11 protein-coding genes are annotated in these 13627 nt (G+C 56.2%); 4 read left to right on the top strand and 7 right to left on the bottom strand.

Going from position 1 to position 13627, the window contains the following annotated elements:
- Window positions 1-311: 311 nt before the first annotated feature.
- From lpdA to RCCS2_RS11985, 5 genes are all read right to left on the bottom strand, one after another.
- Window positions 312-1706, bottom strand: a complete 1395-nt coding sequence (gene lpdA / locus RCCS2_RS12005) for a dihydrolipoyl dehydrogenase (protein ID WP_008234567.1) — start codon at window positions 1704-1706, stop codon at window positions 312-314.
- 103 nt (window positions 1707-1809) lie between these two features.
- Complete coding sequence (locus tag RCCS2_RS12000) at window positions 1810-2391, bottom strand: DUF924 family protein (RefSeq protein ID WP_008234566.1); 582 nt, start codon at window positions 2389-2391, stop codon at window positions 1810-1812.
- Window positions 2392-2526: 135 nt separating this feature from the next.
- Window positions 2527-3798, bottom strand: coding sequence for an MFS transporter (locus RCCS2_RS11995; protein ID WP_008234565.1), 1272 nt, complete (start codon window positions 3796-3798; stop codon window positions 2527-2529).
- A gap of 95 nt (window positions 3799-3893) precedes the next feature.
- A complete protein-coding gene (gene queA / locus RCCS2_RS11990; protein ID WP_008234564.1) occupies window positions 3894-4946 on the bottom strand; it encodes a tRNA preQ1(34) S-adenosylmethionine ribosyltransferase-isomerase QueA in 1053 nt (350 codons plus the stop codon).
- Window positions 4943-8230, bottom strand: coding sequence for a YhdP family protein (locus RCCS2_RS11985; protein ID WP_008234563.1), 3288 nt, complete (start codon window positions 8228-8230; stop codon window positions 4943-4945). The genes queA and RCCS2_RS11985 overlap by 4 nt, the downstream gene beginning before the upstream one ends.
- Before the next feature lie 91 nt (window positions 8231-8321).
- Between RCCS2_RS11985 and bcp the strand changes: the two genes are divergently transcribed.
- The 4 genes from bcp (at window position 8322) to RCCS2_RS11965 (ending at window position 11565) form a co-directional block, all read left to right on the top strand.
- Complete coding sequence (gene bcp, locus RCCS2_RS11980; protein ID WP_008234562.1) at window positions 8322-8789, top strand: thioredoxin-dependent thiol peroxidase; 468 nt, start codon at window positions 8322-8324, stop codon at window positions 8787-8789.
- 11 nt (window positions 8790-8800) lie between these two features.
- Window positions 8801-9619 (top strand): ferritin-like domain-containing protein, encoded by an 819-nt coding sequence (locus RCCS2_RS11975; RefSeq protein WP_037294161.1) that lies wholly within the window; start codon window positions 8801-8803, stop codon window positions 9617-9619.
- 151 nt (window positions 9620-9770) lie between these two features.
- A complete protein-coding gene (locus RCCS2_RS11970; protein ID WP_008234559.1) occupies window positions 9771-11078 on the top strand; it encodes a M23 family metallopeptidase in 1308 nt (435 codons plus the stop codon).
- Window positions 11068-11565 carry a bactofilin family protein gene (locus RCCS2_RS11965; RefSeq protein ID WP_008234557.1) on the top strand — a complete coding sequence of 166 codons (498 nt, stop codon included), beginning with the start codon at window positions 11068-11070 and terminating at the stop codon, window positions 11563-11565. Before RCCS2_RS11970 ends, RCCS2_RS11965 begins: the two co-directional genes overlap by 11 nt.
- A gap of 52 nt (window positions 11566-11617) precedes the next feature.
- Here the strand turns inward: RCCS2_RS11965 and RCCS2_RS11960 are convergent, their stop codons facing one another.
- Complete coding sequence (locus RCCS2_RS11960; protein ID WP_050770821.1) at window positions 11618-12331, bottom strand: DUF2189 domain-containing protein; 714 nt, start codon at window positions 12329-12331, stop codon at window positions 11618-11620.
- A 133-nt stretch (window positions 12332-12464) separates the two neighbouring features.
- The gene (gene prfB, locus RCCS2_RS11955) at window positions 12465-13589 is read right to left on the bottom strand and encodes a peptide chain release factor 2 (RefSeq protein ID WP_008234553.1); all 1125 of its coding nucleotides are present in this window, start codon (window positions 13587-13589) and stop codon (window positions 12465-12467) included.
- Between the last annotated feature and the right edge of the window lie 38 nt (window positions 13590-13627).

The following is a 13627-nucleotide window of genomic DNA, read 5'->3' as shown; positions in this document are numbered from 1 at the left end:
CCAATATGATTTTGGTTCTCGACCTCTCCGGGCCATGTAGGGGCAGATTGGCGGCAGCAAACCGCCCACGAAGACACGGTGACTGCAACTGCCAAAGCGCTGCGCTATACCGAAGACACCCCTCGGTGTCAGATGGTATGAAAACCTGTAAGCCCGATCCATGCCCTGCCGCCCATTTGCTTAGAGCAGCAGGTATCAATTTTACGACCCATGTTGTGGGTTTTGACGTCTCTGACCCCAAAGCGCTTGCACAAATGCAATGTTTGGCCGCACAAACCGGTGACGACAATATCCAATATTGCGTCAGCCGCTTACATATGGATCACACGATCATAGGCATCCAGCACACTCTCGTGCATCATCTCTGACAGCGTCGGGTGCGGGAAGACAGTGTTCATCAGATCTTCTTCCGTGGTCTCCAACTGGCGGCCCACAACATAGCCTTGGATCAACTCCGTGACCTCAGCGCCGACCATATGCGCGCCCAGCAGTTCACCCGTCTTGGCATCAAAGACTGTTTTGATCATGCCCTCAGGCTCGCCCAAGGCAATCGCCTTACCGTTGCCGATGAAGGGGAAGCGGCCGACTTTGATGTCATATCCCAGCTCTTTAGCTTTCGCCTCGGAATAACCGACCGAAGCGATCTGCGGATGGCAATAGGTACAGCCTGCAATGCTCTCTGGCTTGACCGGATGCGCATGCTTACCGGCAATCAGGTCGGCGACCATCACACCCTCATGGCTCGCCTTATGCGCCAACCATGGGGCGCCTGCGATATCCCCGATAGCATAGAGACCATCAACACCCGTGCGGCAGAATTCATCGGTCACAACATGGGTGCGATCAACCTTCACGCCCAGTTCTTCCAGACCCAAGCCTTCAACATTCCCAACAATCCCGACGGCAGAGATGACAGTGTCAAACTCCATCTTTTCAGTCTTGCCGCCGGTTTCGATATGCGCCGTGACTTTACCTTTGCCACGGTCCAACTGTTTGACCATGGATTTCTCCATGATCTTCATGCCTTGTTTGACGAACTGCTTTTTGGCAAAGGCCGAAATCTCAGCGTCTTCTACTGGCAGCACACGGTCCATGACTTCGACCACGGTCGTGTCAGAACCCAGCGTGTTATAGAAGCTTGCAAATTCGATGCCGATCGCACCGGAACCGATCACCAACAATTTCTTTGGCATTTTCTTTGGCTCAAGCGCGTGCCGATAGGTCCAAACCAGATCGCCATCCGCCTCAAGACCCGGCAATTCACGCGCACGCGCGCCAGTGGCAAGCACGATATTCTTGGCGGTCAGGTCATCAGTGCCCTTTTCACCTTTAACAGATACTTTGCCTTTCGCGGGGATCGTGGCCTCACCCATAAAGACGGTCACTTTGTTCTTCTTCATCAGATGGCCAATACCACCCGAAAGCTGACCGGCCACAGACCGGCTGCGCTTTACAACCGCATCGAGATCATAGTCAACGCCTGTGGCCTTCAAGCCAAATTCCTTGGCGCGGTGCATCAGGTGGAACACTTCGGATGATCGCAGCATGGCTTTGGTCGGGATACAGCCCCAGTTCAGGCAGATACCGCCCAGATTTTCGCGCTCGACGATAGCGACCTTCATGCCCAGCTGTGCACCACGGATCGCGGCGACATAGCCGCCCGGCCCGGCGCCAATTACGATAAGATCAAAGTTTTGCGCAGCCATCCCTTGGCCCTCCAATTCCTAATTTAGTTGAACGCTAAACTACTTTTGGCACGACCTCTAGTGACCTTAGGTCATAACAGCTATGGGACAGATGCAAGATCCCTTATTTCGCGGCCTCTTGCTGCGCGCGAATTGCCGCACCATACCCGCCTGCGTCCAGAAAAGCCTGCTCTGCTGGGGTGGTTTTGCGACCCAAAGCATTATTGCGATAAGGGAAGCGGCCGAAATCGCGGATCACAGCGCGGTGGGCGCAGGCATGATCCACGTTATTGGCACCATGCTCTGGCATACGTGTGTGGATCAGGCGGACGGCCCGATCCTGATCGCACAGGTTTTCGGCATGCATCAACGGCAGATAGAAAAACTGTCGTGCGGGTTCATCAATTTTCAGATCCCATTTCCGATCAATCGCCATTTTGGCCGCAGCCAGCGCGATACCATCAGTTTCAAAGGCCTGACCGCTGTCGCGAAACATATTGCGCGGAAATTGATCGGTCAGGATAATATAGGCCAGCGTGCCAGAGGCATACGTCAGCCAAAGGCTTAATGCGCCATCCGCCGCTTGCTGCCAGGTTTCGCCAAATCTTTCGCGTATCTTCGCGTCAAGCGCAGGATCAGACTTATACCAATCAGCCGGAGTGCATTCATCCAGCCAGAACGCCAATACCTCTTCAGGGGCCACCACGACACTGCTCCTCGGTCGTTTGTATCTCTGCGTTCAATTGCAAACAGACAAATCATGGCCTGACAAGTGTTTAGATCACTGCAGCGGTCACTTGATCTTTCGAAGTGACATTTCCGGTGACCCAAGGGCAACATATCAGGTGGATGTCGTCTCTTCTTCCTGCTCGACCTCGTCAATATAGTATTCCTGGGCAAGTTCGGCCGCGATCGGCGTGGATGCCGCGGAAACCGGCGCATATGGCACGCTTACCGTTTCTGTTTCGGCATCCTCGCGACTGCGCTGTGTGGCGCGATACAATCCATAGGCCCCGACCGATGCCATCAAAACAGCCGTATAAAGCCAAAAGCCATTATTGCCGATTACATCCATCATCACACCCACAGTCAAAGGACCGGCAATAGCCCCCAACCCATTGACGAAAAGCAACCCGCCAGAGGCCGCGGCCATATCCTCTTTCTCAAGATAATCGTTGGCGTAGGCGATCAGCAGGGCATAAAGCGGGTTGGACATCCCACCGACAATCGCACCGCTAATGACGATCAGTGTGAAATAGCCAGGGATCAAAAACGCGATCATTGATCCCGCAGCACCCAACAATGAAATCCAGATGATCAGACTGCGCCGGTCCATCCGGTCAGACAGCCAACCAATAGGATACTGCAAAACCAAGGCGGCGACGTAGATCGCAGACACAAAGAACGAAATCTGCCCAACCGTCAGCCCCACGCGGCTGCCATAAACGGCAGACATGCCAAACTGGGCGGAAAACACACCACCCAGCATAAACATGCCGACACAAGCCAAAGGAGAGGCCTTTACTACATCACGCAGCTTCATACGCTTTGATGTCTCAAACGCTGGCATCGGCTTGATCGACAGCAAGACAGGGGCAAACGCCAGCGACACCAAGATCGACGAGATGATAAACAGGATATACCCGTTCACGTCACCTTGGCTGACAATCCATTGTGCGACAACGATGCCCGCCATCTGCACGATCATGTAAAGCGACAGCGACTTGCCGCGGGTTTCGTTGCTGGATGCATCGTTCAGCCAGCTTTCGGCGGTGATATAGACACCACAAAAACAAAACCCGATGATGACACGGCCAATCGTCCACGCCCAGGGATCAAGCAACACTGGATAGGCGATCAAAACCGCTGACACCATGGACCCAAGGGCCGCAAAAACCCGCACGTGACCCACGCGGCGGATCAGCTCTGGCGTAAAGCGCGAACTGAACAGGAACCCCAGAAAATAGGCCGACATCACGATGGACAGCTCAAAGGTGCTAAACCCTTCCGCCTCGCCGCGCAGACCCAACAACGTGCCTTGCAGGCCGTTTCCAACCATCAGCATGAACATGCCAACGAACAAAGCCCAAGAGCCGGTGAAGACCTGAAACATGACGCGCCCTTTCAGCCCGAAACAGAACCGCCCTATGTCACGATTCTATTTACAAATCATCATGCATTAGCGACGTCGTCGCGCCCGTTCGCGTCCTATTTGTGCGGCAGAAGAAGTGAGCTGTCACCGTATGAAAAAAAGCGATAGTTTTGCGCAATGGCATGGGCGTAAATCGCGCGGATGGTGTCGGTTCCCATCAAGGCTGAAACCAGCATCATCAGCGTTGACTTTGGCAAATGAAAGTTTGTCATCAACCCGTCCGCCATCTGAAACTGAAACCCCGGCGTGATGAAAATATCCGTTGGCCCTGTCCAGGGCTGCATCACCCCGCGTTGGGCCGCACTTTCAATCAATCGCAGCGCCGTTGTCCCGACAGGGATCACCCGATGACCTGCCGCCTTTGTCGCGTTGATCTCGGCCGCTGCATCTGCTGTAACCTCACCCCATTCCGCATGCATCTTATGATCACGCACATCATCAACCTTCACCGGCAGGAACGTCCCCGCCCCCACATGCAAGGTGACATGGGTAAATTGCACACCGCGCGCCGCCAATGCCGCTAACAACGGTCCATCAAAATGTAGTGACGCCGTTGGCGCGGCCACAGCACCAGAATTGCGTGCCCAATAGGTCTGGTAATCCGTCTTATCTGCGTCATCTGCCGAGCGTTTCCCTGCAATGTAAGGCGGCAAAGGCATCGCCCCCACCGCGTTCAACGCTGCATCGAAATCATCACCCTTCAGGTTAAAGGCCAAATACCCCTGCCCGTCACCGCGGCCTGTAACCTCGGCCTCCAAATCATCGGAAAAGACGATCACCTCACCATCGCGCACCTTCTTCAGTGGTTTGATCAGTGCTGACCAACTGCCATCTGCGCGCGGCTCCAGCAATGTGACATCCATTTTGGCCGCAGTCTCGCCTGCTTCACCCGACCGGTGGCGCAACCCAAACAACCGCGCCGGGATCACCTTTGTGTCGTTCAGGATCAGCCGATCACCCGGTTGCAAAATATCCGGCAATTGATTGACGATCCGATCTTCAATCGTCGCACCCTGTGCCAGCAACAACCGGGCCGAAGACCGGGGGCGCGCAGGGCGCGTCGCGATCAGCGAATCTGGCAGATCGAAATCAAATTCACTTAGTTTCATTGCGAAATATCCGGTGCTGGTCTGCGAAAGATCTCGCGGAACATGCCCGGTGTCAGCGCCGACAGCGGGTTGACCCCCACTTGCGGCGCATCGGATGTGCCGCGAATGGTATAGTTGAACCCGATCAGCCCCTCACCCCTGCGGGTCAAAAACGAACCAATGCTGTTAACCAAGAAAAACGGTGACACGACGCCCTGCAGATCAATCTGTTTGCTGGCGAGCGTGTAGATGCCATCCACTGAAATGCCAAGCCCCGGCCCAACGGCACTGGCCTCTGACACAATGACTTGCTGCGGTGTCAGACGGAACTTTGCATCCACCTCATCAAAGGCCAAACCTTGCCCGTCCAGTTGCTGCAACAGCCCCACCACACTGATCGCATCCAAAAGCGCTGCAATCGCGGGCGCATCGCGGACGCGGATATCACGCACACGCAACGTGCCGTCAAACGTCCCCGGCCCGCCCGCAGGCAAAAGCGTCAGATCAGCCGATCCACCCAAAGCATTGCGCATCAAACCCGTCGCACGCAGAATGCCACCTGCATCATCGCTGCGCAGTTGCACAGCAGATCGCCCATCCCGTGGCGCAACGGTGCCCACCACGTTGGCCGCGCCATTCATTTGACCGGTGAACTGCCCGCGAAACCCTTGCTGGTTCGAAAAATCGCCGCGGAAATTGGTCAGCGAAATGCCTTCCGTGACCTGCAAGCGATCCAATGCAATGCGCACCGGTCCACCATCACCCTGCCCCGTGCCAAACTGCGCATTGCGCAAATCAAGCGATCCACCGCTAATTTCGACCGCCAAAGGTTGCCCCGCGCCTTGGCCGCGCAGCGTAATGGGGGCGTTAAACCAGTTCCCGACACGCAATTGCGAAAACCGCGCCGCCTGCAACCCACCATTTGCATCCAGATCAATACGGCCTGCCGCCTGCAATCCGCCGCCCCCGATTTCCAAAGTGTCAATAGACGGCACATCACCTAACGCGCCCGTCACCAACAGGCTGCCTTCGGTGCCCGGACCTTTGGACCAGCCGACAGCCGGAATACCCACAGTCAGCCCCAACAGATCAGAGCGAAGACGAAACGCAGGCGGCACATCTTTTTGAAAATCCACAGATAGCTGACCTGTGCCATTGCCACTGATCGTACCGGGCGGCAGCGCGATATTAAATTCATTCAGGAATGCCTGCGATAGTGCCACGTCCGCCTCAACCCGGCTCCCCGGACGATCCGGATCGCCAAAGCGTTGATCCCACGCCCCAACCGCCGCAACCTGCCCTACGCGCACTGGTCCTGCGATATTCACACCCTGTTTGTCGACGGTTACGTCCAGACGCGGGGCCACAAACGTGCGACCGGGCAACAGCACGTCGCTGCGGACATTGCGGACCTGTGCTGTCATATCAATCGCAAAGCTATCGGGTGCCGGTCGCGGCTCTAGTGGCCAGGTGATCTGGCCTTGGGTCAACGCGCGACCATCCCCCAAGGTAACCGGCAAATTCGCTTTATCCATATACTCAAATGGGCGTTGGTTCAGGACGGACAGGGCCGCAGTCAATGTGCTGTCGACCTGCAAATTGAGGATGGCAGGCGACGGTTTCATCCGCAAATCCACGATCGTGAAATCAGACCCGGCCAATTGCATCGGCCCACCCTGCGGCGCGTTGACGACACCACGATTAAGGCTCACGACAAAGCGGTTATCCTCAATGCTTGCCACGCCATGGGCTTGTGTGATGGGTGGGACGTGCCGCAGAAATTTGATGGCTGCGTCTGCAAATTCAAATCCCAGGGCAAACTGCGGGGCACGCTCTGGCGCGATACGAAACCCTGCGTTCACGTTCAAAAGATGCCCATCGGTCAGGTTGTTGGATACCCACTGCCGCGTCCGCGGCTTCATCGACAATGGCCAGAACGTTACAAACCGCTCTGGTGCGATACTGTCGACATGCGTGTCTAGCGCGACCTGCCACCCTGCATCTGTCGCGGCAATTGTTCCATTTGCGCTTGCCCGCGTGTCTCTGTCGATAATCACGGCCTGACCAATCTCAACCGAAAATGGGTCAAACCGCAGGCGCAGGTCAACGGCGGCTTGCGGAATTTCGGGCGGTGTTTCAAAAAACCCCGGTGGGTTCAGAACCAGATCACTGAACCGAAACTGCGCCAGCAATGCGCGGGGCAACCCATCGCGAAAATCGCGCAGATATGCATCGCCATCGGCACGCAAACGGCCCCATTCTGTCTCAAGGCTCAGTTCGTTGAAACTGATGCTGTCGCGCACTGGATCATACGTGAAATAGGCTTTGGCATCATCAAAACCAATGGGTTGCGTCGCTGGATTGGGTTGCAAAACGCCTTGCCCGATTTCCAGACTTGCGTTCAGCGGTCCCAACGCACCGGTTTCATCCAACTGCGTGCGCAAGGCGGCGGTGATCTGCGCATCGACCCCTTGCAGCCAACGCAGTGCAGGCGATTGGGCCGCGATATCCGTGGCCAAGGCATTGTCGAGGTTAAGACCCATAAACGCCGCACGACTGCCGCGCGGGCTGGTGTAATTCAGCCTGACGGTGGTTACATTCGTCCCACCTGACAGCAAGGCGAAGTTGCCTCTGATCGTGGTCTCGCCACCCCGCAGGTCAAGCGACACACGACCACCATCCACAATCCAGCTGCGTCCGGCGCGCGCATCGTCAAAATTCACGATCAGACCATCGGCACGCACGGTTTCCAACGCCTCCAGTGCTGGCCGTTCAAAAACCTGATCAAACTGCTCCAGCAGTTCAGGCAAGGATCGCGCCTGCCCCAGATCATTACCGCCTGTCGTCAAGGCAAATGAAACGGACCCATCACGCGCCCGGCGCAGGTTCACCTGCGCCCCGATCAGGCGCACATCCTGCATCAAGACCTCTTGTTGCAAGATCAGCCCGCGCGGCGACATCAACCCTTCGACAATTGGCACACTGGACAAGGTCAGTCCGCCCGCATCCACCAAACGCGTATCGACAAGGCGAACAGTGGGGTGCAGATCGCGGCCGATCCGGACCGTGATTGCGCCAAACTCCAGCCTGGCCCCTTCCAGCACATCATCGGCGCGCGCCTCAATCCGTTCAATGATCCAACTTGGCGCCGTGATATCCCTGTCGATAACCATCACTGCCGCTGCGGCCACGAAAACCAGCGGCATCAGACAAACCACATAGATCGCACGCAGCCAAAAGACCCACGGGCGCATACCTTTGGCGCGCTTCGGCTTTTCTTCGGTGATCTCGGTATCTTCTGTCATTCTCAGCCAGGCGTTTTACGTCAGGCCTTTATCTTTGCCTGTCACGGACTAAAACAAAACCAAGAAATCAAACCTGACAAAGGACAATCACATGACACAGCCAGCCGTCGGCGATAAAGCCCCGGAAATCAGCCTGCCCCGTGATGGTGGCGAAACGGTCAACCTGTCCGATTTTGCAGGCAAAAAGATCGTGCTTTACTTCTATCCCAAAGACGACACACCGGGGTGCACGAAAGAAGCCATTGGTTTTACCGAAAATGCCGATGCTTTTGCGGCTTTGGATACAGTCATCCTTGGTGTGTCCAAAGACAGCGTAAAAAAGCACGATAAATTCGTGGCCAAGCATGAGCTGAAAATCGCATTGCTGTCCGACGAAGACGGTGATGTCTGCGAACGCTATGGCACTTGGGTGGAAAAAAGCATGTACGGCAAAACCTACATGGGCATCGAACGCGCCACCTATCTGATCGACGCCGACGGCAAGATCGCCCAGGTCTGGCGCAAGGTGCGCGTCCCCGGCCATGTGGATGCAGTGCTTGAAGCGGTCCGCGCGCTGTGACCCTGACAGAAATGGCCGTCGCGGTGCTGACCACCGCTGAGGGTCGTGAAAAGACAGCACTGTCGCGGCAATACGCAGCACATTGGCAAGCGGCGCGACAAGCCGGCGAAACGATCGACATCGGGAACGCCACACCACCTTTGCGGCCGTCGCGCCCGGACAAGCCCGCACTGCTTAGCCCGCGTGATGTGCCGCACCGCAAACCCGGCACTCCGGCGGGGCAAATTGCGCTGCTGCACGCAGTGGCACATATCGAACTCAACGCTGTTGACCTGCATTGGGATATCATCGCGCGGTTCTCGGACACCAAACTGCCGCTTGGATATTACGATGATTGGGTAAAGGCGGCTGACGAAGAATCCAAACATTTCAATCTGATGTGTGACTGCCTTGAAGCCATGGACAGCTATTATGGGGCTCTGCCCGCCCATGCCGGTATGTGGCGTGCGGCCGAAGACACGGTTGATGACCTGATGGGGCGGTTGGCCGTCGTGCCTATGGTTCTTGAAGCACGCGGGCTGGATGTCACACCCGGCATGATCAAAATCTTCAAACAGGCCAAACTGACACAAGCGGTCGACGCGCTTGAAGTGATCTATGCCGAAGAAGTGCACCATGTCGCATACGGATCAAAGTGGTTTCATTTTCTGTGTGGGCGGCATGATCTGGACCCGACCGGCGTCTTCCACGATCTTGTGTGCAAGTACTTTCACGGCCCCCTCAAACCACCCTTCAATGAAGAAAAACGCGCCGAAGCCGGGATACCGCCCGATTTCTATTGGCCACTGGCGGGCACGACACAGCCTTCCACCGGGGCGATCAAGAAATAGGCAATTCCCCGCGCACACCCTCAATGAACGCGGGCCATCTGCGTAAAAGTCGTGCAAATTTCTTGCAGGCAAGCGCCGAGACACTTAAACGGGACGACGACGAAACCGGGTGGGCTCCGGCGACAGGCAACGGGACAGGACGAGCAGCACCGTGAGATCACGACTGAAAACACGCCTTCATGGCATTCTGGAACGCTTTCTGCCCGAAAGACGGCTGTTCCTGAGATCAGACAGCGAAACACGTTTCATTCGGCTGACACCCGAAACCCAGCTTGTCGGCTGGACAGGCAGCATCATCGTTGTCGCATGGACTATTGTCGCGACCGCCATCTTGTTGATGGACAGCATTGGTGCCGGCAACTTTCGCGCCCAAGCGCAACGCGATCAACTCACTTATGAACAACGCCTGAACGCGCTGTCCACCGAACGCGACGCCCGCGCGATGGAAGCATTGGCGGCGCAAGAACGGTTTAACTCTGCGCTGCAACAAATTTCGGTTATGCAGTCAGAACTGCTGGCGACCGAAGAAAAGCGGCGCGAGCTTGAGACCGGACTTGAAGTGGTACAAGCCACGCTGCGCGACACCATGCGCGCCCGCGAAGAGGCGCGCCGACAGGTCGCCGCCCTATCAACTGAAAACAACGAAGAAGGCACGGCATCTATCAGCGATGATGCGGCCGGCACCGTTGATTTGCTGGCCACGGCCCTTGCCGATACAGCATCAGAGCGTGACCAGATCGCAGCAGACGCAGAATTTGCAATTGACCAAGCACAAGAGATGCAATTGGAATTGCGCCTTCTGCAAGAACGCAACGACCAGATTTTCCGCCAGCTGGAAGAGGCGATGCTCGTCTCTGTTGAACCGCTGGACGATATGTTTCGCGCCGCTGGCATGAACCCCGACAGCCTGATTGATCAAGTGCGCCGCGGCTATTCCGGCACAGGCGGGCCACTGACACCGATCCAATTCTCGACCCGTGGCGGTGATCCTGACCCGGACGCGCTGCGCGCAAATGCGATCCTGACCGCGATGGACCGCATTAATCTGTATAGAATCGCCGCTGAAAAAGCGCCGTTCTCGATCCCTGTGAAAGCGAACTTCAGGTATACATCAGGCTTTGGACCGCGCTGGGGGCGGTTACATGCCGGTACTGATTTTGCGGCACCCATCGGCACACCAATCTATGCCACCGCCGATGGTGTGATCAGCCATGCTGGCTGGGCCTCTGGTTATGGCCGTCTGATCAAAATTCGCCACGACTTTGGCATCGAAACACGTTATGCGCATCTTAATACGATGGATGTACGCGTAGGCCAAAGGGTCTCGCGTGGAGAGCGCATTGGTGCTATGGGTAATTCTGGTCGTTCGACCGGACCCCACCTTCACTACGAGGTCCGTGTAAACGGCAACCCCGTCAACCCCATGACTTATATAAGAGCTGGACAAGATGTTTTCTAAATCCAAAATCAACGAACCCGGACCAAACACGCCCGACACCGACAAGCCAAAAGGCACAGACGCTGCCAAGCCCGCAGCAGGTTCTGATTTCAAAGCACCCGCAACGCCAAAGGCCAAGCCTGCCCCATCTGTGTTGTCTTCTGATCTGCTGATCACAGGCAACGTCAAAACCTCTGGTGACATTCAGGTTGAAGGTCAGGTTGAGGGCGATATTCGCGCGCATCTGCTGACGGTCGGCGAAGGCGCTACTGTCAAAGGCGAAGTGATCGCTGATGACGTAGTCGTCAACGGCCGCGTTGTTGGCCGCGTGCGTGGCCTCAAGGTCCGCCTGACATCCACCGCGCGCGTTGAGGGTGATATCATCCACAAGACAATCGCGATTGAAAGCGGCGCACACTTCGAAGGGTCCGTGCAGCGTCAGGATGATCCGCTGGCGACAGGGTCAAAGAAGATGCCAACGGCTGCAGCAGCTGACGCAAAGTCCTAAACCGCAAAACATAATCATAAGGGCGTCCAGAGTTGGGCGCCCTTTTTACGTTCTAGGCCAAGGCCCTGCGATACAAATGCCACGTCGCATGCCCCAACACAGGCAAGACAACCATCAGCCCCAAGAACCAGGGCAGCAAAGCCAGCAATGACAGCACCGCGATAATGCTCGCCCAGACCAGCATCACAAATAGGTTCGCGCGCACCGCCTTCATGCTCGTCAACATCGCCGTCACAAAATCCACTTCGCGATGCAGGACCAATGGCAGACTGACAACGGTCATCGAGAACAGCACAAAAGCCAGAACCGCGCCTACCCCCAATTCCACCACGATCATCGCAATCCCATTGGGTGTCAGAAACACCTCATAACTTTCAGTCACATTCGTCATCGTTGAAAGCCCCATGAACAGGGCAAAGATCATATGGGCCAAAAACGTCCAGAACAGAAAATAGATCACAATGATCGCACCCAGCCACGGCAACTGTCGTGTCCGTTCGTTCCAGACAATACCCAGCACCCCGCTCCATTTCAGCGGTTCATCGGTTTCAAGCCGGCGACTGACCTCGTAAAGACCAGCGGCCGCAAATGGTGCGATCAACGGAAAACCCAATGACGTGGCCAACGTCCATGTCACATGCCCGGCGCCGACCCAAAGCATCAGAAAGCCACCAAAGACATAGACGGCACTAAAGAATAGGCCAAACTGCGGCGCGCGGCGGAAATCGCGCACACCCGCACGCAGGCTGCCCGTGATGTCGGCCATGCTCAAAGACTGCACGACCAGCTTTTCTGAACCACCACTCAGCGTATCTGTAGATGTCACATCACGCCTCCCCACGTCATCGACCATGGGACTATCATCGCCCCAAGTCCGCGCCATTGGCAAGGGCCCTTGATTACTCGGCGTTTGCCTCTGCCCGGCTTTTGCCCGACACATCCATGGCCAAAGTCGCCGCCATCAAACCATCCAGATCGCCATCCAGCACGCCTTTGGTATCTGATGTTTCGAAATTGGTCCGCAGGTCCTTGACCATCTGATAGGGCTGCAAGACATAAGACCGGATTTGATTGCCCCAGCCCGCATCGCCTGCATTTTCATGCGCTTCGTTAACCAAGGTTGAACGCTTATCCAGCTCCATTTGATACAACCGCGACTTCAGCGCTTTGATCGCGATATCACGGTTCTGGTGCTGTGATTTTTCAGAACTTGTCACCACGATCCCCGTAGGATGGTGCGTGATCCGCACCGCCGAATCCGTCGTGTTCACATGCTGACCACCAGCGCCAGAGGACCGATAGGTGTCCAAACGAATGTCCGCCGGGTTTACCTCAATCTCGATATTGTCGTCCACAACCGGATAGACCTTTACCGAGGTGAAAGAGGTATGGCGCTTGGCGGCACTATCAAAGGGCGAGATGCGGACCAGCCGATGCACACCGCTTTCAGACTTCAACCAGCCATAGGCATTATGACCGCTGATCTTGTAAGAGGCTGATTTGATCCCAGCTTCATCACCCGATTGTTCAGCCTGCAATTCAACCTTATAGCCCTTTTTCTCGGCCCAACGCACATACATGCGCGCCAGCATATTGGCCCAGTCACAAGACTCTGTCCCGCCCGCACCCGCGTTGATCTCAAGGAAAGTGTCGTTGCCGTCTGCCTCGCCATCCAGCAGGGCCTCAAGCTCTTTCTTGGCGGCCTTGTCAGCCAGCTTGACCAGCGCGGCCTCGGCCTCGGCCACGACCTCCGCATCCTCTTCCATCTCGCCCAGTTCGATCAGCTCGATGTTGTCGGACAGCTCTTGGTTGATGCTGTCATAGTTACCCATCGCATCAACCAGCAACTGCCGCTCGCGCATCAGCTTTTGCGCCGCTTCCGGGTCATCCCACAGCGTCGGGTCCTCAACGCGGGCGTTGAATTCCTCCAACCGATGCGGGGCTGTTTCGCGGTCCATCCGCTGCGCAAGCAAGGCCAGCGATTTTTCAATCGCCTCCACATAATTTTGCATTTCCGCGCGCATGGGGCACCTGTCTTTAGTCGATGATTTTCAGTGGGGTG

The sequence above is a fragment of the Roseobacter sp. CCS2 genome, assembly GCF_000169435.1.
Classification (GTDB): Bacteria; Pseudomonadota; Alphaproteobacteria; order Rhodobacterales; family Rhodobacteraceae; genus Yoonia.
Note: the sequence above shows the minus strand (reverse complement) of the source record. Positions and strands in the feature narration are given on the sequence as shown.